Genomic DNA, 22,698 nt, shown 5'->3' on the forward strand with positions numbered 1-22,698 from the left:
CCGGCCGGGTCCGGGAACGAGCCGGGGGCCAATGGAGACCCCCCGGGCCTTGGCGCCACCGCGAGGCACGCCAACGCCCCGCCCGCAACACGGAACGGCCCCACAGCAGCGGATTGATGCGATCCCCCCGCCGATCGCGCGGGTCGGATGGGCTCCGCGACCCGCTCGACTGCAACGCCGGCCTTCGCGGGGGCCCGCATGCGCAGGCTCCGGCCTCGCACGCTGTCAGACATGAGCGTGAACCAGGACCGACCCGCGCGCAACCGCTTGGAACCGCTTCAGGAGGCTCGTTCGGAAACGACCGAGCGCGTGCCCACAGTAGAGCCAAGACGACCGGGGGACAGTGAGGCGACAGGGACAGCGGGCACAGGTGCACCCCTGTCCGTGGGCCGAATCAGAAGAACAGCAGCACGCTCAGCGAGGTCATGATCGGCACACCCGCCACGACGGCCAGGGTGAGTACGCACACCGTGCAGTCTTTCAACCGCTCAGACCGGAACTTCTTCAAGGCTTCTCTCCAATCCAGCCGAACGCCAGCATATGGATTATGATCCCGTGAATCGAGGGTACCGCACCCGCAACCCGATGTCGAACCGGGACACCGCGCATGGTCCGAGGTGCGGATGTTGCGGTGCGGACACCCCAATTGGCACCGAGTCTACTGCCCTTTCGGCCGCGAAAGATGATCCAGATCAACGCCTGCGGCGATCGTTCCCAGCGATCCATCGCACGCGTGGGTGCCCGGCAGCATGCGCCCATCGGGTATATTTACAGCATTTGTGCAGGAATCGGAGTAGACCGGGATGGCATCGACGCAGCCGCTGGAGGCACTGGATACCGCCGAGCGCGTGTGCTCGAAACGCGGTGTACGCCTGACCTCCCTGCGCAGGCGGGTGCTCGAGCAGATCCTGAAGACCGACGGTGTGATCAAGGCCTACGACCTGATTCATGCGCTGAGTTCCGCCGACCGCAGCATCAAGCCCCCGACGGTCTACCGAAGCCTGGCGTTTCTCCTCGAGCAGGGGTTCATCCACCGGATCGAGAGCCTGAACGGTTTCGTCGCCTGCAATCACCCGGGCGAGGCCCACGAAACCCTGCTGATGATCTGCGATGGCTGCGGCGACATCCACGAGATGGAGCCGGAAAACCTGAGGGAGACCCTGGACCACGCCGCCCAGGCACAGGGATTCTCGATTACCGGAAAGGTCGTGGAACTCCACGGGATCTGCCGCAAGTGCCGGGACCGGCCCGCGGCGGGCGATGCCCGATGACGGGGCTGCGACCCGCCGCCGGCCCTGGGCCGGGACCATCCCGCGGGGACGCCGTGCTGACCTCACTGCCACCGGTGCTGCGCGCCGACACTCGGCTGCTGATCCTGGGGAGTTTCCCGGGTGTCGCCTCACTGCAGGCGGGCCAGTACTATGCTCACCCGCGCAACCAGTTCTGGCCGATTCTCGGCGATCTGCTCGGCGAGCCATTGCACGATCGGGACTATTCCGAGCGGATCGGCTACCTGCTCGAGCGCCGGATCGGTCTCTGGGACGTCTACGCCACCTGCGTGCGCCCGGGTAGCCTGGACTCGTCGATACGCGACGCCGTGCCCAACGACCTCGGCACGCTGTTGCGGCAGGCCCCCCGACTGCGCATGATCGTCCACAATGGCGCGGAAAGCGCCCGCCGGATGCGGGAAGTAAAGGCGTTGGGCATCGCTGCCTGGCGCCTGCCATCCACCAGCCCCGCCAATGCACGGCTCGGGTACCACGCCAAGCGCTCCCTGTGGCGCGAGGCGCTGGACGCAGCCGGCGTGCTGCCACGCGGATCCTGACCCGCAAGGCCCCGCCGCGGGTCAGGGCCGGGCGTACACCCGCACGCCGGCCAGCAGGGTACGTCCGGGCGCGGGTTCGAAATAGCGCCCGAAACGTGCATTGATTCGGACATTGTCGATAGTGCGCGCATCGAACACGTTGTTCAGCGCGAGAAAACCCTCCGTGCGCAACGCCCCCCGGTCCCAGTGCCTGCCCGCGCGAAGATTCACTGTCGTCTGCGATCCGACCGTCACGCGGTTCGCGTCGTCGGCGTTGCGGCGCCCGGTGTACAGCGCGTCGACCGCGAAAAAGGCCGGGCCGTCACTCCATGCCGCCTCGAGGAACCACTGCTGCCGGGGCAGCCCCGGCAGCCGATTGCCCCGCTGGTCGGCGCCCGCCGCATCGGTGAACTCGCGATAGCGGAAGTCGTTCAATGCCAGCGCCGAACGCAGCCTCCAGGGCCCCCCGGGCGAATGCCACTCCAGCCCAAGCTCGATCCCGTCACGCGCCGTCCGCCCCGCGTTGCTGAAATAGGTGCGCCCGTCATCCGAGTCCAGTTCGAACGGCACTAACTCGTCCCGCACCCGGGCGCTGTACAGGGTGAGATCGTACGACAGCCGCCCAGCATCACCGCGCAGGCCCAGTTCCACGTTGTGCGCCTGCTGGGGGTCCAGGTCGGGGTTGAAGCCCCCGGTCCCGGCCGGGTTCGCGAACTCGGTGAAAGTGGGCGTCTCGAACGCGGAAGCAGCGTTCGCGAATGCCCGGTGCCCGGGACGCCAGTGCCAGACCAGACCCGCGCTGATGCTGGTCTCGTCGAAGACACGGCTCCCCGAGAGATCCTCACCACCCGCACGCAGGTGATCGTCGATGCCGAAGCGGATCCGGTCGTGGCGCGCTCCCAGGACCAGGTTCCAGTCCGATCCCAGCAAAGTGTCGGTCTGCAGGAACACCCCCCGGGACCGGGCGCGTTCGCGCTGGTCCAGCGCCAGTGGCCCGGTTTCGGGCTGACCCGGGGGCGCGCAGGAAGGCTCGAGCGCGGCATTGATGCAGTGACGGGTGCGGTCGTCACGCTGGCCCTCCAGATCGAAACCGATCAGCGCCCGCGTGGGACCGAGATCCCGCTCGTAGCCGAGGTGAAGCCCCTCGAACCGGCGTTCGTAGGCGACTTGGCTGCTGCCGAAGAACGGCAGCTGCTGGGCGTAATCCCGGCGTGTGACGAATGCACCGAGCCGCAGTTCGCCTGCCCCGGCCCGCTGGCGCCACTGCGCACCCAGCGTGAGTTGTTCGGCGGACTGGCGGCTGTCGAGCACCCGTGCGAGCGGCGCCGCGGTGCGGCGGTCGGCGTCGAGCTCCGATCGGGTCAACGCACCCGGATCCTCGGTCAGCGGGGCATCGAGCACGCGCAGGTGCAGCCGGAGGTCGCCCGCCTCCAGTGACTGCTGCGCGTGCAGCCGCAGCAGCCGCTTCTCCGCGCGCGCCTGTTCGCGGTAGCCGGGATAGCGAAGCTCGTGCGCGGTCAGCGACCAGGAACCGGTTTGCGCCGCGGCCTCGCTGACGCCCTCGATACGCCGGAAGCCGTGGCTTCCGGCCAGCAGGCCCGCGCCATGACCTCGGGGGTCGCTGCCGTCGAGTGTTCCGATCGCGATCACGCCCCCGGTGGCATTGCCGTACAGCGCCGCGTTCGGGCCCCGAAGAACCTCGATGGAGTCGATGTTCAGCAGGTCGATCGCATCCACCTGCGACTGGCCGTCCGGGGTGGTTTCCGGGATTCCGTCCTGCAGCAGCCGCAGGCCGCGGATTCCGAAGGGCGCGCGGGCCCCGAATCCGCGAATGGACAGGCGCACGTCCTGTGCAAAATTGTACCGGTTCTGCGCGAACAGGCCCGGGACACGGTTCAGCGCCTCGTCGAGCTGCAATCCCTGGCGTGCCCGGGTCGCGTCCTCCCGATCGACCCGGTCGACCGCGGCCGGGAGATCGCTCAGCGGCACCTCCAGTCGCGGGGCGGTGACAGTGACCGTGATCGGGTCGAGCGTATGCGGCACTTCGGCCCCGGCCGTGGCACCGGCATGAAGCAGCGCCACCGCGAACGCCGGCCAGCGGGCACAGACGATCGCAAGTTGACCGGGGCAGCGTCGATCCCGGGATCGCGCAGCCATCGGATCACCAGAAATAGGGCATCATCCGTCCCATCCGCCCCATAGTGGAATCGATCGACGTCGTCATGATGTCGATATTGGTGTTGAGCCGCCGCATCTCCTCGGCCATCACGGTCACCCCGGTCATCTTCTGGTCCATCGTGCCCATTGTGGCCGCGATGCGTCCCATGTCGGCCCGCATCTGCCGGATGTCGTCGCCCATCTGCGGCATCACCTCCAGCGCGACACGCGTGTCGTGCAGGACATCCCGGATGTCATGCAGGATCACCGCCAGCAGGTGTCCGGGATCGAACGCATGATCCTCGGCACCGGCGATCTGATCGCGGAGCGACTCGATCCGCGAGCGGAAGCCGGTCGCGGGCTGCTCGACCGGATCCTCGAGCGGCGCCACCCGTGGCGGCGGCGCGATCGCCTCTGGGACCGGATGCGGCGCCGGCGTCGGCGCCACATGCGGCCACCCGAGCTGGGCCTGGGCCGGCCCAGCGCTGAACAGCTGCACCAGGGCATAGAATCCCAGCACCAGGGTCATTGCGAACAGCAGGGCAGTCCAGCGGAACAGCCGCTCCAGGCGCTGAAGCCGGCGTTCGCCGGACAGTGCGATGCGGGTCAGATCCTCGATGGCTCTGTGCCGGTCACCCGGATCTTCACGGGCAGCGTTCGTCATCATGGGTTCTCCGGGCAAGACTCGGGCTCGAGCCGTTCGTGCGCCGTCGCTGCGCTCCAGTCTACCGACGGGCTCTGCCGCGTTGCCATCATGCGCCCCGGCGCGGCGGGCGTCCGCCCCGCGCGGCAGGAAGGCGGGCCGTGATCGGGTTCAGCCGCACTTGCTCTCGCCGCAATTCAGGCAGGTCATGCAGTTGTCGATCGAGACCACCGCGCGGGTGTTGCACTTGCTGCAGAGCTGCGCCCCGGGCGGGAACGGATCACCGGGATCGGTCTCGGTGTAGGCAAGATTGCGACTGGCCTCGAACTGGGCGCGCTTCTCCTCGAGATGCTGACGCTGGTGTTCATCAAGGCCGTCGTCCTGGATCAGGCCGATCATGCGCAGGTGCCCCTCGATGGCATCGCCGATCTCGGCTACCAGCGAAGGCATGTACCTGCCCCCCTTCTTGAAATAGCCGCCGCGCGGATCGAAGACCGAACGCAGCTCCTCGACCAGGAAGGTCACGTCCCCGCCCTTGCGGAATACCGCCGAGATGATACGGGTGAGCGCGACGATCCACTGGAAGTGGTCCATGTTCTTCGAGTTGATGAAAATCTCGAAAGGCCGGCGCAGCTCATGCTCGGTACCCGGATTCAGCACGATGTCGTTGATGGTCACATACAGCGCGTGCTCGGACAGCGGCGTCTTGATCTTGTAGGTGGATCCCATCAGCACTTCGGGCCGCTCGAGCTTCTCGTGCATCTGGACGACCTTGCTTGCCGGGGCCGCAGGTGCGGGTTCCGACTGCTCACCCTGCGGTTCCTCGCGCGCAACCTCGTAGCCCACGATCTTCCTGTCGATCCGGATCGCCATCGTCTCGCCCCGCGTCAGAACTTGCCGTAATACCCTTCCTTCAGGGCATCGTAGAGGTTCGCAGCGGTATGAACCTCGCCGTCGTATTCGATCTCGTCGTTGCCCTTCGCCTCGATGCACGTCCCGTCCTCGAGCATGAAACGGTAGGTGGTCGTCGCGAGATCCTTCTCCTTCACCAGCACGCCCTGGAAGGCCTCAGGGTTGAAACGGAAGGTGGTGCAGCCCTTGAGGCCCTGCTGCCATGCATAGAGGTAGATGTCCTTGAAAGCGTCGAACGGGAAGTCGGTGGGTACGTTGGCGGTCTTGGAGATGGACGAATCGATCCATCGCTGTGCCGCCGCCTGAACGTCGACGTGTTGCTTCGGCGCGATGTCGTCGGCGGTCACGAAGTAGTCCGGAAGGCGCTCATCCTCGGACTCGGGGCCGGGCATCGCGCGCGGGTTTACCCGCTCGCGGTAGGCCAGCAGTTCGAACGAAAACACATCCATCTTCTCCTTGGACTTCTTTCCCGAGCGGATCACGTTGCGCGCATAGTGGTGCGCGAAACTCGGCTCGATGCCATTGCTCGCGTTGTTCGCGAGCGACAGCGAGATGGTGCCGGTCGGCGCGATCGAACTGTGATGGGTGAAGCGGCAGCCTTCATCCGCGAGCTGCTCGACCAGTTCGGGGTCGACCTCGGCGATCTTCTGCATATAGCGGCTGTACCGCGCATGCAGAATCCGTCCAGGCAGCCGGTCGCCTACCTTCACCCCGTCTCGCGCCATTTCCGGGCGCAGGCGCAGCATCTTTTCGGTCACCGTGAACGTCTCGTCCATGATCGGCGCCGGACCCTTCTCGCGCGCGAGTTCGAGCCCGGCGCGCCAGCCGGCAAGCGCCATCTCCCGGGTCACGCGCTCGGTGAATTCCAGGGAGTCGTCGTCGCCATATTTCATCCCCAGCATTGTCAGCGCCGAGCCGAGCCCGAGGTAGCCCATCCCGTGGCGGCGCTTGCGCAGAATCTCGTCGCGCTGCTCGGCTAGCGGCAACCCATTGACTTCGACCACGTTGTCCAGCATACGCGTGAACACCGAGACGGTTTCGCCAAAGGCGTCCCAGTCGAGACGGGCCTTGTCGGTGAAGGGATCGACGACAAACCTGGTGAGGTTGATCGAGCCCAGCAGGCAGGCACCGTAGGGGGGGAGTCCTTGTTCGCCACAGTTGTGGGCGTGCAAACCGCCGGCATCGAAGGTGTTGATGCCGGGCACCTGTACGTCGTACACATCGTCGACCCCGGCAGGGACGACCGCCTCGACCCGTGCGGTGAAGCGCTCTCGGTTGAGCTTGCCCCGGTGGCGACCCAGCAAACCGCGCAGGCGGGCGGCCTTGTCGCTGTCGGCGAAGCCGATCTGGACGTCGAACTGCTGCAGGTTTTCCCCGCTGATGACCAGCTCATGCTGTGGCCGAACAGCATATTCGGCTTGCCCATCCCTGCCATCGGGCAACAGGGAGGTGTTGCCCGCGCGGCGGTCGCGATGGAGAGTGGAGGCGATCCCCAGGCGCAGCAACATGCGCTGAGTGGCTTCGAGGATGGCGACGTCCGATTGGGCCAGGCGTACCGACAAACCCTTTCGCTGACTGCTCTGTACCGAGCCGTCGGCATCGAACAGGCCGCGCAGGAAGCCGCGACAGAACGCGCTGGACTCGGCCTCGATGACCGGGGTGATCGCCTTGTTGCGGTGCTGCATGCCAAGTTCAAGGGCCAGATCGCGGATCGCGGCGGTGGACAGACGCAACTCGTTGCGCCCGACCGCTGGGTACCAGCCCTGGAAGTCCGCCCGGTGTGGCAGTTGTCTGGCCGCGGCCAGCGCCTCGGCCATCACCGCCTGAATGCCACCGGAGAGGCTGGCATCGGCACTATCGGCAACCGCCGCAGGCCGCCATACCGACAGCACCGCTTCGTTCCGCTTGAGGGTACCATCGCCCAGCAAAAGGCCTATCAGATAGCCCTCGTTGCGACCATGTTTGCCACTCCACTCGCTGTTGGCCCGATGGTCGTTGAGCAATACCCGATCCCCAGCGCGCAACTGACCTGCCTCGCACCATTCGGTCTCGGCGCGGTAACGGGTAAAGGCAGTGACACGGCGCACCCGGTGATCGCTGGTAAGGCGCAGACGATAGCCCTCGCGGGTTTGGAGCTCGACCACCGGCTTGGTCGCAGTCTTGAAAAAGCCCTCGTGCCCGCTGGTGTGATCCTGGCCATCGACACGGGCGAGAAAGGGCTGGCCGATCAACTCGCTGACCTGACGCGGACCGCCGGCGGTCTGCACCCAGGTGTCGGCGGTGACACATGGGTTAGTGGCCCGGATCTCCTCGCACCACCAGTTGTTGTTCATCTCGTTGACCTTGTCGACCAGGATGAATCCCGGCTCGGCGAAGTCATAGGTGGAACTCATGATCACGTCCCAGAGCCGGCGGGCAGGGATCGTGCGGTAGATGCGGCAGGCGACCTGCCCCGCCGCGTTGGTGATGTAGCCCTCGGTAACCGGCCAGTCACGCCACAGAACCTGTTCCGGATCGTCGAGGTCGACGACACCCTGCGCCGCCTCGACGTCGGTGAGCGGAAAGGCCAGCGGCCAGCGGGCGTCGTTTTGCACCGCAGCGATGAAATCGGCAGTGATCAGCAGCGAGAGGTTGAACTGGCGCAATGCCCCGGGGGCGCGCTTCGCACGGATGAACTCGAGTACGTCCGGATGCCCGATATCGAAGGTCGCCATCTGCGCCCCGCGGCGCCCGCCGGCCGAGGAGATCGTGAAGCACATCTTATCGTAGATGTCCATGAACGACAGCGGCCCGGAGGTATAGGCGCCGGCCCCCGACACGTACGCACCCCGAGGGCGCAAGGTGCTGAATTCATAGCCAATGCCGCATCCGGCCTTCAATGTCATCCCGGCCTCGTGCAGCTTGCTCAGGATGTCGTCCATCGAGTCGCCGATGGTGCCCGAGACCGTACAGTTGATGGTCGACGTCGCCGGCTTGTGCTCTTGCGCACCGGCATTGGCCATGATCCGCCCGGCCGGGATCGCCCCCTGACGTAGTGCCCAGAGGAAACGCTCGTGCCAGTGTTCGCGCAACTGCGGGGTTGCCTCGAGGTCGGCCAGCGCCCGCGCCACGCGCTTCCAGGTACCGTCGATGTCGCGGTCCAGGATGGCGCCGTCCTGGCCCTTCAGGCGGTATTTCTGATCCCATATCTCGATGGATGCGGGCTGCATCGGAACCTCCGGGGCCAGGGACGGAGTGGTCTGCAGTGGGCGGCTACCTTGCATGCGGGGTGCACTCCTCCGCCTTCCACAATCGGTGGTGGAACCAGTTGGTCCGAGCACTACATATTGTAGGGCCATAGAAACAAGACTAGACCTCCACTCCGGCCCGGTCAATGCTGCCCTGCCCCGTGCAGGTCTGCACGCCGGCCAGGCACGGCCACCCCCCAGGGGCCGGCTACCCAAACCCGCGCGGGCCTTTGTCGCCCGCGGCGGGTTCCGGCACGTGTGGCCACCTACAGGCTCATTTCGAGCTCGATCTCCACGGCCTCCGCGCCTGCCCGGGCGCAGGCCTCATCCTGTATTCCCGTGCTCGCCCCACTGACGCCGATCGCACCGTAATAGACGCCTCCGGCCTCGATCGGCACGCCACCGGCTCCCAGAAACAGCCCGGGAACATGCGCCAGCGGGCTGTCAGGGCCATCCTCTTCGAGGGCTGAAGTGGCAACGCTCATTTCGTTGGCGGTATAGGCTTTCATGCGGCTGACAGCCAGGGTCAGGTGGGGTGCAACGACATCGCGCAGCACGACCTGTTCGGTCCCCCGGCGGTCGACCACGGTCACGCCGACCTGGATTCCCTCGGCACGGCAGGCCGCCATCGCCGCCCGCGCGGCGGTCAGCGCCGTCTCCATGTGCATCTGGCGCACGTTGATCGCAAGCGGGAACTCTTCCTCGGCGGTCACCGGGGCCATCGGGAACAGTGCCGTGACGGCTCCCAACAACACGAAACCACGCAGAATCTGCATATCGCCTCCTGTCCGGGTAGATGCGGGTCTTGATCGGAGGCGCCGCGAATCCGGCACCCCCTGAACAATCAGGACGCAGGGATGCGGCAGTTCCTTCCGCTGGATGCGCCGATGGCCCGGACCGGCCCAGAGCCACACCGTTTTGCTCGAGCCCACCCGGGACCGCATCGGTGCCGGTCAGCGCTCGGGAGCCGCAAACGCGTGCCGCGTTGAACAGGCCGATCCCGAAACCGAACGACCGGGCCACCGGATCCCGAGCCGGGGCCTCGGTGCCGGCTCCCATGCCGGGCACCTTCAGGACCACCAAGACCACCGCAGCAGCCTACGGATTTCCGCGGGCGCTCAGCCGCTCGGACCTTTCGCCGCCGTTTCGAGCGCGGACAGTTCGAGTGCGTCGAACCCCTGCAGCAGCGGCAGCAGGCGGTGCGCGATCCGGCCGGCCCCACCGGGGGTTTCGGACTCGATGTTCAGCGCCAGCACCGGATCGTGCAACGAGAGGCGCAGCAGGAACCAGCCCCGCTCGCCGGCACCCCGGCAAGCGACCCGCACACCCTCGTAGTTGTCAGGCACCACCTTCCAGTCGGGCTCGACGCCGGCCCGGGCGCGCAGCGCGTCGATCACCTGGTTGCCGCTGGTGCGAAAATCACGGTCGTCGTTCCCGATCCGGATCTCGGCGCTCTCTGCCGGTTCACGCAGTGTTGCGATCAGCGTGCCCAGGCTTCGGCCTTCGCGCCGGGCCCGGGCCAGTTCGATCAGCAGCATCGCCATCAGGTAGGCGCCATCATCGAGAAAATGATTCTCCTTCAATGCCGCATGGCCGGAGGTTTCGATTGCGAGCCAGCACTCCTGCCCCGCGGCATTCAACCGCAGCGCCTCGTTGATCACGTTGCGGTAGCCGCGCTTGAACCGGCGATGCACGCCCCCGAGATCGCGCTCGATGAAGTCGGTCAGCCCGTCCGACGTGATCGAATCGGTCACCACGGTGGAACCCGGATGTTCGCGCAGCACCATCGCCGCGGCGAGGGCGACCAGCCGGTTCCGGTTGATCGCGCGGCCGTCGGAATCCACCGCGGCCGCACGATCGACGTCGGGATCGAACACGATTCCGAAATCCACGCGCTGCGCCGTCACCGCCTGGGTGAGAGCGGCCATCGCATCCGGATGTTCAGGGTTCGGGACATGGTTCGGGAAGGTGCCGTCGGGTTCCAGGTACTGGCTGCCGGTGGTGTCCGCGCCCAGCGGCTGCAGCACGCGGTCCACGAAGAAACCCGCCGCGCCGTTCCCGGCGTCCACCACGATGCGCAGGCCCTGCAACGGCCGCTCGGGGTGCTCCGGATGGGCCACCCCGTTCCGGATCCGCTCGACCAGCTGGCGCGCGTACACCGTCATGAAATCGACCGGCATGATCGCTCCCGTGCCGGGTGCCGACAGGAAGTCGCCGGACTCCGCCAGTTCCAGCAGCACGCTGACATCGTCCCGGTTCAGGCCGCCTTGGCGTGTAAAGAACTTGCAGCCGTTGCGGTCCGGAGGGAGATGGCTCGCAGTCAGCATCACGGCCCCGTCGCAGGCATAGCCGGGCGTCACGGTGCTCATGAACATCGCAGGTGTCGAGGCCAACCCCAGGTCGAATACCCGCAACCCGTCACGGGCCAGCCCCTGCATCAGCGACGACATCAGGTCCGGGCCCGTCAGGCGGCTGTCCCGACCGACCGCGACGGTCAGCCCCTCGGGCGCCCGCTCGAGCGAGCGGGCGAGCCAGGCGGCGAATGCCCTGCCCAGCCGATGCGCCACCTCGGGGGTCAGTTCCGCGCGCGGGCCCATCGCGATGCCGCGGATATCCGAACCGTTCTGCAGCGCCTTCCAGTCCATGATCGTGATCAGCCGACCATCGGGCCCCACCCGCGGTATCGGGTTTCCCGCAGCCACGTTGCCGCGGTCCCTGCCGATCGGACACTCGCAACCACGACGGCTCTCCCGGCCTCGTACCCGTTCACGCCGTCTGCCTCCAACCCGTCGCTCCCTCCAGCCGACGCTGTGCCGCAGTGTAGAGCTTGCCGAGAACACGCGACGCACGAACCACCCGGAGGGCACGCGCGAGGTCCATGTAATAGGCGGCCCGCGTGCCACGGTAGTCGACGGTCTCGCCGATTCGGGTGAAACGGAAGCCGCTGAGCTTCAGCAATCGCGCGAGGCGTGGCTCCATCATCGCGAAACCGTGCTCCTTGCCCTGCGCCCCGCCGACGATCAGGACCGCCATGAACAGGCAGATCGTGACCAGGGGAAAAGTCCGGGTCTGGTCGGGAGCAAAGCTGAACGACGCCAGGTTGCCGAGCGGGGTGCTCAACTCGCCGACCCGCCGACGGAAGGTCGAATGAACCGCCAGGCGGGAGATCTCGCAGATCGTGCCACGGTCCATCAGATCCGGGCGAAGTTCCGAGTGGAAGAGGCTGTCGCCGAACTTGCTTTCCAGCGGCAGGCGACTCGAGGGCTCCCCCGGGTCGCAGCCGATCAGCCGGACACAGCCTGCGGCATGCTCGGTAGGCCGGTGGCGGATCATGCAATGCCAGGACCGTGCATCATATTCGTCGGTTTCCATTCCCCCGGGACAATCCTCCTCGCGTTCGAAATGGAATTCCCGGCAGTAGACCTCGTATCGGATCCGGAAGATCTCGTTCATTTCCTCGGACCCCTCGGCGGGCACCACCAGATCGAAGTATTTACCGAAAGTCTGGACCAGGGATACATCGTTCACGCCACCCCCTTTGCGTCGCTGGTCATCCGCGCGCCGAACAACACATATGGGCCTGCGTGACGTGAGCCGACGAATTGCCCGGGCCGCTGCCAAATCCGTGGAGCCCCCCGCCCGACATCACTTCCGGCATGACCCTCCGCATCTCCCCGCGTCGATCGATGCACCTCGAATGCGCTTCAACCTCTGTTCCTGCAAGCGCGCTCTTGCAAGCCTGGCGAACCCCGGCCGCCCTATTGAATGCACGGTCCAGAGGGCTTCGCCATTGCAAACAATACACGGCCCCGCACCCGATCCATTGCAATGGCAGCTTGCCACATCAGGGCACGATGGGGAATAGTCGGTCTGCTGGAACGTCCCACGCGATCGATCGCATTCATTGACAAGGAGAGGAGCTTGCAGGCGCCGGCTGATCCGGTACCGCGAGTAATGGGCCTGCCCCCGGGGAAGCCGCGGCCGACGCCGGCGGTGATTTTCGGTCGCGGGGCAATGAATCGAACAGGCATTCTTCCGGACACAATCTTTGCAGCCCCTGCCATACGGCCCTATAGTCCATGAAGTACGATATCGGGACATGCGGCTTGTCGAATTCAGCGTTGCCAGTGCCGCTGCACCAGGGAGTGAACACCCGATCAGCGAGGGGCTCATGGGCGCTGCACGGAGCCGGTCCGGTCGCATCCCGTTCGGGATGGCCGTGGCCGATGCCACGACGGCCGGGGGACGAATGCTGGCGACGATCCTGGCAGGCGTGATCCTCGTGCTCCTGATGCCCGCGGCGTCTGCGTCCGACGACGTGCTGGTGGTAGGGCATGCCGACCTGTCGGCCGAAACACTGGCGGCGCATTCGGTTCGAGCCATTTTCGCAATGCGCCAACGCAGCTGGCCGGATGGGCAGGCCGCGCGGGTATTCGTTCTCCCGGATGATCACCCGGTGCACGTCCAGTTCACGAAGGTGGTGCTGGGTGCCTTCCCGCACCAGCTTCGGCTGGCCTGGGACCGCCAGATCTTTTCCGGGTCCGGCCAGGCGCCGCAACGGGTCAACAGCGAAACCGAAATGGTGGAACGGGTGGCCTCGACACCGGGCGCCGTCGGCTACGCGACAAGGGAGGCAATCAATGCGCGCGTTCGAATCATCCCGGTGGAGTAAGGCAGCCGCCTTCGCCGGGATCCTGCTGCTCCCGCCGCTGCAGGCCGGGGCCGGCGAGAGCGCCCCCCGTCCAACGAATCTGCAGTTGCACGGGTTCGCGACCCAAGGCGTCGTGGTGACCGACCAGAACAATTTCTTCGGGCCCAGCAGCGATCGCCCGAGCCTGCAGTTCATCGAACTGGGGCTCAATGCCTCGGTACGTCCACGGCCGGATACGCTGATCGCCGGCCAGGTGATCAGCCGCCGCGCCGGCGGAGAACGCAGTGATGCCCAGCCGGCCATCGACTACCTGCTGGTCGACCGTCAGATGCACGCGGGACCCGACGGCCACTGGGGCATCCGGGTCGGACGCGCGAAGAACCCCTTCGGCCTGTTCAACGAGACCCGGGATGTCGCATTCACCCGGCCGGGAATCCTGCTTCCGCAGTCCATCTATTTCGACCGCACCCGGTCGCTGGCGCTGTCGAGTGATGGCGTCGCGGTCTACGCGGACCGCAACCTCCCGGCGGGCGATGTGCGCCTGCGCCTCGGGATCGGCAGGCCGCAGACCGGGGAAGACCTGGAGTGGGTCGCGATGGGCAGCAAACAACCGGGATCGTTCCGGGGCAAGACGTCGGTGATCGGCCAGGCCCTGTACGAACATGACGGAGGCCGCATCATCGCGGCGCTCAGCGCTGCGGACACCGGTGCCCGGTTCCGTTCGCCCCCCGACGGGCCCGGCAATGTGGAGTTCAGCTTTACACCCTGGATCCTTTCGCTGCAATACAACGCGGAGCAGTGGAGTCTCACCGGCGAGTATGCCCGCCGTCCTTCGAGCCTGGCCGGCTTCAACCCCCCGTTCATGGATTTCGACGTAACCGGCGAAAGCGCTTACCTGGAGTACTCCCGCCGCCTGAACCACGAGTGGACATGGAGATTGCGTTACGACGTCCTCTATACCGATCACAACGACCGGTCCGGCCAGCGGTTCGCGCAGGCCACCGGACTGCCCGCACACACGCGCTTCGCCAAGGACTGGAGCGTCGGCCTGCAGTGGCAGGTCAACCCAAATCTGATGCTCGCGGCCGAGTACCACCGGGTGGATGGCACCGGCTGGCTGCCCGGCCCGGACAACCCCGACCCCACCGCGACCTCGCGGCGCTGGGACATGCTGCTGGGCCAGGCCTCCCTGCGCTTCTGATCCGCGATCACGATGCCCGGTCCTGTACATCCTTCGACGAGGCCGACCCGCACCAGCCGGTCCCGGCGCCCGTTCCTGAGCCTGAAGTGGCGGGCGCTGTTACTAACCAGCCTGGTGCTGCTCGGTCTCGCGGTGATGTACACACTGCTCAGCCATGCGAACTTGAACCTGCAGTTTGAGCAGCACCGCGAGGTGATCCACGAGCGGCAGGCACGCGAAAGCCGAGTGGCAATGGTCAGCTCCCGGGAGCACCTGCAGCAACTGGGCTCCCTGCTCCCGTCACTCAGCGGCATGGGTCCGGCGCTGCAACGTCGCGATCGGTCGGCCGTCGCGGCCTCGTTCGATCCGCAGTGGCCGGTGATTCAGCTCGAGGTGGGCATTGACGAGGTACTGATCTTCTCGGCCGAAGGCGAGCACCTCGGGACCTGGGGCGAGCCGCTGGGCCATCCCGAACGCGGTGCAGCACCTCCGATCACCGACTGGATTCGCGAGGCCCTGCAGCAACAGGCCCCACGCCACGCGCTCTGGTGCGAAACCCGATGCCGCCAGTACGCGATCGTGCCGCTGCTGGTGGAAGGCGTGCTCGGAGGCGCGGTGGTGCTGTCGCGCTCGCTCGCCGAGGTCGCGTTGAACGCCCAGCGCATCTCAGGAAGCGACATCGGGCTGCTGATCCATCGCGCCCATCCGGATCCCGATCTCGTTCCGGAACGGCATCTCGCGCCCTGGTCAGGCAACGTGGCGATCCTGACCGGAGAACTCCACACCCGGCCCGTCCTGCACGCGGCGAGTAAACTCTGGCCGCTGGAGACGCTGGTGCACAGCCCGCGGCAACTCGACTGGCAGGATCAGCACTACGAACTGACCGCCCTGCCGCTGGAGGTGACTCCCGGCAGCCGCGCGGGACACCTGCTGCTGATCTCCGACATCACCGAACAGATGCAAGCCATCCGGCAGGACACGCGTACCGCCCTCGCAGTCGCACTGAGCGGCTGGCTCGCCGCCGAACTGCTGCTCCTGGGCATCCTGTGGGGACCGATGGATCGCCTGCGCAGGCTATCGGAGCAGCTTCCGCTGCTGGCCCGCGGGGAATTCCAGGCGGTACGGCGGGCCGTCGGGCAGCCACGAAGGCAGCTTGCCGACGAGATCGACCTGATGGACGTCGTTACCCTGGATCTGTCGTCGCAGCTCGAGGCTCTGGAGGAGCGCGTGAAGGCCCGCGACCGGGAACTCTCGGCGCGTATGGCGGAACTGGGTCGCCAGCGTGATTTCGTGAACCGGCTGCTCGATACGGCGCGGGTGATCATCGTGACCCATGACGCGGGCGGACGCATCACCCTGGTAAACGCCTATGGCCAGAGCCTGGTCGGACTGTCCGCAGACGAGATCCGGGGGCAGCGCTTCCGGGACATTTTCATGAACGGCGGCGCAGACCAAGCGTCCGGGGAGCCGCTTTCGCAGGAGGAGACCGCACTACTCGGAAGCGACCGCGAGCCGCGCACGGTCGCCTGGTACCACGCCCCGCTGCACAACGCGGAAACGGGCAACGCCACGGTGATCTCGGTAGGGCTCGACGTGACTGCGCGCAAGGCCGCCGAGGAGCGCCTGAGCTGGCTCGCCAGCCACGACCCGCTGACCAACCTCCCGAATCGGCGTGCCTTCCAGGCGGCGATGGACAAGGCATTCGAACGCCCGTCCGCGCGCGGCGCAATCCTGTTCCTGGATCTGGACCAATTCAAGGATATCAACGACTTCAGCGGCCATCAGTCGGGCGATCAGCTGCTCAACCTGGTCGCCGAGGCGCTCGAAGAAGTCGTCGGTGCCGACGGGATGGTCGCGCGGCTGGGAGGGGATGAATTCGGCATCTTGCTGCGGGATGCCGAGGAACCCCAGGCCACCGCCCTCGCCGAACGCGTGGCCCGGCGGCTCGAACGCGTGGCGCTGCCCGTGGGGGGGCTGCGCCACCGCACCACAGCCAGCGTCGGCGTGGCGCTGTTCCCGCGCCACGGCGACAACCCCCTCGACCTGATGGCCAGCGCCGATCTGGCGATGTACCAGGCCAAGGACGCCGGCCCGGGGCACTGGCACATCCTGCCCACCGCGAACAAGGTCCGGGAGGCGGTGCAGGAACGCGTTTACTGGGTCGAATATCTGCGCGATGCGCTGGCCGAAGGCAAGTTCGAACTGTTTGCGCAGCCGCTGTTGCGTCTGGCCGACGACCACGTCAACCACTACGAACTGCTGGTACGGATGCGCGGCCCGAACGGGGAACTGGTGTCTCCCGGGCGTTTCATCCCGATTGCCGAGCATAGCCGGCAGATCGTCGAACTGGACCGCTGGGTTCTGCGCGAGGCGCTCGACCTGATGCGCCGGCTGCACCGATCCCGCCCGGATCTGCATCTGGCAGTCAATTTGTCGGCCCATTCGCTGCATTCCGACGACCTCTACGACATGTTGGCGAAGGAACTCCAGCGACATCGAATCGATGCCTCGCACCTGACACTGGAGATCACGGAAACGGCCGCGGTCACCGATTTCGTGAAGGCCAAGGGGATGATCTCCCGCATCCGCGAACTGGGATGCCACTTCTCGCTGGACGACTTCGGTGTCGGATTCAGCTCGTTCCATTATCTGCGCCAGTTGCCCGCGAGTTTTGTGAAGATCGACGGGCTGTTCATCCGGGATCTCGAACGCAATCCCGACGATCGCCTGCTGGTGCAGGCGATGATCAACATCGCGCACGGTTTCGGCAAACAGACGGTGGCCGAGTATGTCGGCAGCGCCGAGGTGCTGGAACTGCTCAGAGAATATGGCGTGACCTATGCACAGGGCTTTTTCATCAGCCATCCAATGCCCATTTCCGAGGCCTTCGGCCAGATCCTCGCCGCTGACGAACAGCGCGGATCCGGCGTCATTCGCCTCCCCACGAACACCAGCCCCCGATCTCCGCGCAGGAGCGGGTCGAAATAGGGGCGCGAGGTCAATCGTGCGTCAATCCGGAACAGACACTGCGGAACGGTCGCTGCGGGAAGGCATTATCGACACCTGCCTGCGCATGAACCGCGAGGGGATCAACCAGGGCACGTCGGGCAACGTCAGCGCCCGCTGGCGCGACGGCATGCTGATCACGCCGTCGGGAATCGCCTACGAACGGCTTCTGCCGGAAGACATGGTCTTCATCAACGCCCGCGGCAAACACAACCCTGGTCAGCGGCCCTCCAGCGAATGGCGCTTCCATCTCGCCATCCTCCGGTCCCGCCCCGAGATCGCTGCGGTGGTGCATACCCACTCCCTCCATGCCACGGCCCTTGCGATCTGCGGCATGGAGATTCCGGCACTCCACTACATGATCGCGGCCGCGGGTGGGCCGAACATCCGCTGCGCCCCCTATGCGACGTTTGGAACGGACGCGCTGTCCCGCAACGTGGTCGAGGCATTACAAGATCGCAGCGCATGCCTGCTCGCCAATCACGGCGTCGTCGTGACCGGACCCGGACTCGAGCGCGCCCTCTGGCTCGCGGGGGAGGTGGAGACACTGGCCCACCAGTACATCCTGAGCCTGGGCCTCGGCGGCCCGCGCCTGCTGCCTGATGTCGAAATCGACCGGGTGGTCCGGAAGATGCGCCATTACGGCCCGCGCTGACCCCGCGGACCGCGTGTCACTCCGGATCCTGTGCGGCCCACCGGCGGCACAGACCCCTGAGGCCCGTTGTCATGGAGACCTCTCGGCGGTTGGGTTTGACCCGGACCCGCCGGCCACTGATACTTTTTCCATGCCGCCTCGCAACCGCCAGCACCCGGTATCGACCGCCTCGCGCGAGAACGCGCTGCGATTCCCTGCGGGGCCTCCGCATGTGTGAACTGCTCGCGATGTCCAGCCTTGAACCGGCAACACTGTCGATCTCGCTTGAGGCGTTCTCGGAACGCGGCGGACTGCGCGCCCCGCACAAGGATGGATGGGGTGCAGCGTTCTACGCGGGCCGCGACGTGCGCAGGCTGCGCGAGACCGGGGCCGCCAGCCAGAGCAGCGGAATCCGCTTCCTGAGCGAACAGCAGTACCGCAGCCGGCTCGTGCTCGCCCACGTGCGCCAAGCCACGAAGGGGGCCGTCTCGCTAGAGAACACGCAGCCGTTCGCACGCGAATTGGGCGGACGTATGCACGTGTTCGCCCACAATGGCGACCTGATCGGGATCGAGGAAGCCACCGCGCCCGACCTCGGACGTTTCCGGCCCATCGGCGACACCGATTCCGAACACGCATTCTGCCTGCTGCTGGCGCGCCTGGCGCCGCTGTGGGAGGCCCCAGAACCCCCGCCGCTGGATCTGCGCCTGGAAGTGGTCCGCCGTTTCGCGGCGCTACTGCGGCCGTTCGGCCCCGCCAACTTCCTCTACTCCGACAGCGAATACCTGTTCGCGCACGGGCACGAGCGGACCCAGGAATCCTGCGGCCGGATCGAGCCACCGGGGTTGTTCACCCTCTGCCGGACTTGCCCGGCCAAGATCGAGGGCCGCGCCCCGAAACCGATCGAGGGGTTGACCCTCGGCCTCACCGAAGCACACCAGCGCGTGACGCTGATCGCCAGCGTCCCGCTGACCGCCGAACGCTGGGAGCCCGTCGGAGCGGGCGAGGTGCTCGCGATCGCCGGAGGCCGCATCCTGTCCCGCACGGGTGCCGCGCTTCCCGAGTCGAGCGGGCCGCAACTGGCCGAATCCTGAACAGGCCCGCGCCGCGGCCGACCGGCGCTGGCGCCCGTCGTACACGCGCTTGGTGGCGTCAACCCCCAACCCCGCGCGGACCCTGGAACGCCGCCAACCGCGATGGCTTCAGCCAACCAGCAGGACGGTGCATTCAAGCCGGGCGATCAGCGGCCGCAACACCCCTTCGATCTCCCGGTACCGCGCCGCAGGCAGGATCAGGATCCCGGGCCGAAGCCGTCGCAGATCGGCGAGCAGGCGGGCTACCTCGGGCACGTCCGCGGCCGGCGACAATCCGGCGTCCCCGGGATCCGACCAGCGCGTGTGCGCGCACTGCGGCTCGAGCGCGACCGCCAGTGCCCGCGCCAGCTGCCCGGCGGGACTGTCGTCGTGCAGCAGGTACAGCCCACCCGGTGCCGGGGCCAGCGATGCCAGTACATGATGGCCCGCGTGGGTGAGCACCAGCAGGCTGCCTTCACCCGGCGCCGCCAGGAGCCCTTCCCATTGCCTGCGCTCGGTGACCTGCAGCGACCAGGGGATCCGCGCCGGATCGGCGAGCTGCGTCATCATCGACTGTACCCGTGCCGACAACGTTTGCAGGCTGCGCCTCATGATTGGCGCGTTCAACGGCCGCTCCAGCCCGAACAGGAGACTCACTTCGCTCGCGAAGGGAAACTCCGCGGCGCGGGTCAGTTCGGCCTGCGCCAGCAGCAAAGCCTCCAGTTGTCCACCAAAGCGCGAAGCGATCGTCACGGCCAGCGACAGCGCGGACGGCACCGCCCCGCCGGCATCCAGCGCCAGCAGGATGCGGCGCAGGCGCAACTCAGGCTCCGTCATCTCCACCACCGCCACGTGCCGAGAAAGCCTGACGCAGGCGCGCCAACTCGCTGAGTCGGGCCTGTACCCGGGCATTGAGGCTGTCCGCGCGCCAGCGCCCCTCCGCGTCCGCTTCTCCAGCGGACAGCCCGGTCAGCAACTCCGCCACCTGGTCCACGTGGCTCACCGCGTGGACATGGAACCGGCCGGCTCGAACCGCTTCCACCACGTCCCGGCGCAGCATCAAGTGCGGCCGGTTGCTGGCCGGCATCACCACACCCTGATGCCCGGTCAGACCACGCCGCGCACACACATCGAAAAAGCCCTCGATCTTCTCGTTGATGCCGCCGATCGCCTGCACCACGCCGTGCTGGTTCACCGAGCCCGTGACCGCCAGCGACTGGCGCACCGGCACACCGGCCAACACCGAGAGCAGTGCGCAGAGTTCGGCCACCGAGGCGCTGTCTCCTTCCACCGGGCCGTAGGACTGCTCGAAGACCAGGCTCGCGGAGAGCGACAGCGGCTGGTCAGTGCTGTACCGCCAGGCGAGGTACGAGGACAGGATCAGCACCCCCTTGGAGTGGATCGCACCGCCCAGTTCGACCTCGCGTTCGACATCGACCACCTCGCCGTCACCCAGGCGCGCAGTGGCGGTGATGCGCGAGGGACGCCCGAAGCTGAACTCGCCGAGACTGATCACCGAGAGCCCGTTGACCTGTCCAACCTCGTCGCCATCGACGTCCACCAGCTGGATACCGCGCGTGATCGCCTCGTGCACGTCCTCGCGGATCCGGCTCAGGCGCTGGATGCGGGCATCCACTGCCCGGTCCACGTGTGCCTCGTCCACCCGTTCCGAGTCGGCCTTGCCGGCCCAGTAGTCGGCTTCCCGCAGGAGGTCGTCGAGCGACCCCAGGTGCAGCGACAGGCGCTCGCCATCGGATACCCGGCGCGCGGCCTGCTCGATCACGCGTGCAACCGCGTCCCGGGTCAGCGGCCGCAGCCCGCCGGCGCGCTGCTGGGTCGCGATCAGGCGGGCATAGAGCCGAGTGGCGTCGGCATCCCGGCGGGCATCCTCCGAGAAATCTGCCGCCACCTTGAACAGGCGGCCGAACTCGGGATCGTATTCCTGCAGCAGGTAGTACAGCAGCCGATCGCCGACCAGCACCACCTTCAGATCGAGCGGGATCGGCTCGGGCTCCAGGGTCGTCGTGCTCGCGAGACTGAGCATGGTCTCGAGGGACTCGACCCGAAGTTCGTGGGCGCGCAGCGCCCGCTTCAACGCTTGCCAGGCGAACGGGTGGCCCAGCAGCCGATCGACATCCAGGACCACGTAGCCGCCGTTGGCCCGTGCCAGGGCCCCCGCCTTGATCAGCGTGAAATCGGTCACCAGGGTGCCATACTGCACCGTGTGCTCCACGCGCCCGACCAGGTTCTGGTAGGTGGGGTTGTCCTCGTAGATCACCGGCGCCCCCTGGTGGTGGGCATGATCCACGAGCACGTTCACCTTGTACCGGTTGAGCTGCCGGGCCGCCTGCCCCGCCGGGTTCGGACCACCCTGCTCGTCCTCGCCGAGGCTGCGGATCTGTTCAGAATTTTCCAGCAGATCCTCGCGCACCGCGTCGATGAAACGCTGCACCTCGGGCAATTCCTCGTACTTGCGCCGCAGTTCGCCCAGGTGCTGATCGAGCGTCAGGCTGGATACGCTCAGGTTCAATTCCTTCTGACGTTCCCGGACCTCGCGCTGCCAGCGCGGGATTTGGGCGATCAGCTGCCTAAGATCCTGCTTCAGTTCCTCGACCGCCTCCTCGGTGGCCTTCTGTTCGCCTTCCGGCAGCTTGCTGAACTCCTCTGCGCTCAGGATCTCGCCGTCGCGCATCGGTGCCAGGGTGTACCCGCCGGGGGTGCGCAACAACGCCACGTTGCGCGCCTCGGCCTTCTCCCGCAGCGCGGCAAACGCATGCTCATCGCGCTCCTTCAGATCGTCGTGGATCTCCTGCGCCTGGGCGCGGTAGGCCTCGCTCTGGAACGCCGTTGCCAACGCCGTGATGATCGATTCCATCACCTGCTGCATGTCCCGGCGCAGGGTCTGGCCCAGCCCCGGCGGCAAACGCAGCGCCCGGGGCCGGTGCGGTGCCTCGAAATCGTTGATATAGCACCAGTCACTGGGCACGGGCCGGCCCGCTGCCGCCTCGCGCAGCAGGCGGTTGACCATCGTGCGCCGGCCGAGCCCGGTCGAACCCAGGACATACAGGTTGTACCCCTGGTGCGGGATCTCGATTCCCAGGTGAAGCGCCTCCAGCGCGCGATCCTGCCCCAGCACCCGATCCAGGTCGTCCACGTCTTCTGTGGTCTCGAAATCGAGAGTGCCCGGCGGACACGCCAGGCGCAGATCATCCGGCCGGAGTTCCTCCGCAACGGGCGAGCCCGGCAAGTCCCGATCTCCGTGAGGTTCAGACATCAGCATCCTCCAGGGGGGCCAGCGCATCCGTGTTCCCACGAACATAGCAGATCCCCTCGCCTCAGACGCCGCACGGCATGCCGGGCTACGCGAGGCCGGCGCATTGAGCGCACCTGCCATGGAATTCGATGAGGGTT

General features: G+C 66.8%; 16 protein-coding genes. 7 read left to right on the forward strand and 9 right to left on the reverse strand.

The window, feature by feature from the left end; genetic code table 11:
• Positions 1–803: 803 nt before the first annotated feature.
• Complete coding sequence (locus TVNIR_RS16890) at positions 804–1,271, forward strand: transcriptional repressor (RefSeq protein WP_015260288.1); 468 nt, start codon at positions 804–806, stop codon at positions 1,269–1,271.
• A complete protein-coding gene (locus TVNIR_RS16895) occupies positions 1,268–1,825 on the forward strand; it encodes a DNA-deoxyinosine glycosylase (protein ID WP_043739882.1) in 558 nt (185 codons plus the stop codon). Before TVNIR_RS16890 ends, TVNIR_RS16895 begins: the two co-directional genes overlap by 4 nt.
• Positions 1,826–1,846: 21 nt before the next feature.
• On the opposite strand, the gene TVNIR_RS16900 is transcribed toward TVNIR_RS16895, so the two are convergent.
• The 7 genes from TVNIR_RS16900 to TVNIR_RS16930 form a co-directional block, all read right to left on the reverse strand.
• A complete protein-coding gene (locus TVNIR_RS16900) occupies positions 1,847–3,961 on the reverse strand; it encodes a TonB-dependent receptor family protein (RefSeq protein ID WP_015260290.1) in 2,115 nt (704 codons plus the stop codon).
• A 4-nt stretch (positions 3,962–3,965) separates the two neighbouring features.
• The gene (locus TVNIR_RS16905; RefSeq protein ID WP_157092305.1) at positions 3,966–4,628 is read right to left on the reverse strand and encodes a hypothetical protein; all 663 of its coding nucleotides are present in this window, start codon (positions 4,626–4,628) and stop codon (positions 3,966–3,968) included.
• A 147-nt stretch (positions 4,629–4,775) separates the two neighbouring features.
• Positions 4,776–5,477 carry a TSCPD domain-containing protein gene (locus TVNIR_RS16910; protein WP_015260292.1) on the reverse strand — a complete coding sequence of 234 codons (702 nt, stop codon included), beginning with the start codon at positions 5,475–5,477 and terminating at the stop codon, positions 4,776–4,778.
• A gap of 14 nt (positions 5,478–5,491) precedes the next feature.
• A complete protein-coding gene (locus tag TVNIR_RS16915) occupies positions 5,492–8,779 on the reverse strand; it encodes an LAGLIDADG family homing endonuclease (protein ID WP_043739883.1) in 3,288 nt (1,095 codons plus the stop codon).
• A 230-nt stretch (positions 8,780–9,009) separates the two neighbouring features.
• A complete protein-coding gene (locus TVNIR_RS16920; protein WP_015260294.1) occupies positions 9,010–9,519 on the reverse strand; it encodes a GlcG/HbpS family heme-binding protein in 510 nt (169 codons plus the stop codon).
• 342 nt (positions 9,520–9,861) lie between these two features.
• The gene (locus TVNIR_RS16925; protein ID WP_237251680.1) at positions 9,862–11,445 is read right to left on the reverse strand and encodes a phosphohexomutase domain-containing protein; all 1,584 of its coding nucleotides are present in this window, start codon (positions 11,443–11,445) and stop codon (positions 9,862–9,864) included.
• A gap of 64 nt (positions 11,446–11,509) precedes the next feature.
• Positions 11,510–12,271 (reverse strand): PEP-CTERM/exosortase system-associated acyltransferase, encoded by a 762-nt coding sequence (locus TVNIR_RS16930; RefSeq protein ID WP_015260296.1) that lies wholly within the window; start codon positions 12,269–12,271, stop codon positions 11,510–11,512.
• A gap of 643 nt (positions 12,272–12,914) precedes the next feature.
• On the opposite strand from TVNIR_RS16930, the gene TVNIR_RS16935 reads away from it, so the two are divergent.
• The 5 genes from TVNIR_RS16935 to TVNIR_RS16955 all read left to right on the forward strand — a co-directional run bounded on the left by TVNIR_RS16935 (position 12,915) and on the right by TVNIR_RS16955 (position 19,308).
• Positions 12,915–13,415 carry a type 2 periplasmic-binding domain-containing protein gene (locus TVNIR_RS16935; RefSeq protein ID WP_015260297.1) on the forward strand — a complete coding sequence of 167 codons (501 nt, stop codon included), beginning with the start codon at positions 12,915–12,917 and terminating at the stop codon, positions 13,413–13,415.
• Entirely contained in the window at positions 13,384–14,595 is a 1,212-nt protein-coding gene (locus TVNIR_RS16940) for a porin family protein (RefSeq protein WP_015260298.1), read from the forward strand. The genes TVNIR_RS16935 and TVNIR_RS16940 overlap by 32 nt, the downstream gene beginning before the upstream one ends.
• A 12-nt stretch (positions 14,596–14,607) precedes the next feature.
• Positions 14,608–17,562, forward strand: coding sequence for a bifunctional diguanylate cyclase/phosphodiesterase (locus TVNIR_RS16945; protein WP_015260299.1), 2,955 nt, complete (start codon positions 14,608–14,610; stop codon positions 17,560–17,562).
• Positions 17,563–17,575: 13 nt separating this feature from the next.
• Positions 17,576–18,235 (forward strand): L-fuculose-phosphate aldolase, encoded by a 660-nt coding sequence (locus tag TVNIR_RS16950; RefSeq protein WP_257720621.1) that lies wholly within the window; start codon positions 17,576–17,578, stop codon positions 18,233–18,235.
• Positions 18,236–18,444: 209 nt separating this feature from the next.
• Complete coding sequence (locus tag TVNIR_RS16955; protein ID WP_015260301.1) at positions 18,445–19,308, forward strand: class II glutamine amidotransferase; 864 nt, start codon at positions 18,445–18,447, stop codon at positions 19,306–19,308.
• Between the two features lie 108 nt (positions 19,309–19,416).
• On the opposite strand, the gene TVNIR_RS16960 is transcribed toward TVNIR_RS16955, so the two are convergent.
• Both TVNIR_RS16960 and TVNIR_RS16965 read right to left on the reverse strand, forming a co-directional pair.
• Positions 19,417–20,124 carry a hypothetical protein gene (locus TVNIR_RS16960; protein ID WP_043740859.1) on the reverse strand — a complete coding sequence of 236 codons (708 nt, stop codon included), beginning with the start codon at positions 20,122–20,124 and terminating at the stop codon, positions 19,417–19,419.
• Positions 20,111–22,561 carry a Lon protease family protein gene (locus TVNIR_RS16965; RefSeq protein WP_052316681.1) on the reverse strand — a complete coding sequence of 817 codons (2,451 nt, stop codon included), beginning with the start codon at positions 22,559–22,561 and terminating at the stop codon, positions 20,111–20,113. The genes TVNIR_RS16960 and TVNIR_RS16965 overlap by 14 nt, the downstream gene beginning before the upstream one ends.
• Between the last annotated feature and the right edge of the window lie 137 nt (positions 22,562–22,698).

It is taken from the genome of Thioalkalivibrio nitratireducens DSM 14787, assembly GCF_000321415.2.
Taxonomy (GTDB): Bacteria; Pseudomonadota; Gammaproteobacteria; order Ectothiorhodospirales; family Ectothiorhodospiraceae; genus Thioalkalivibrio; species Thioalkalivibrio nitratireducens.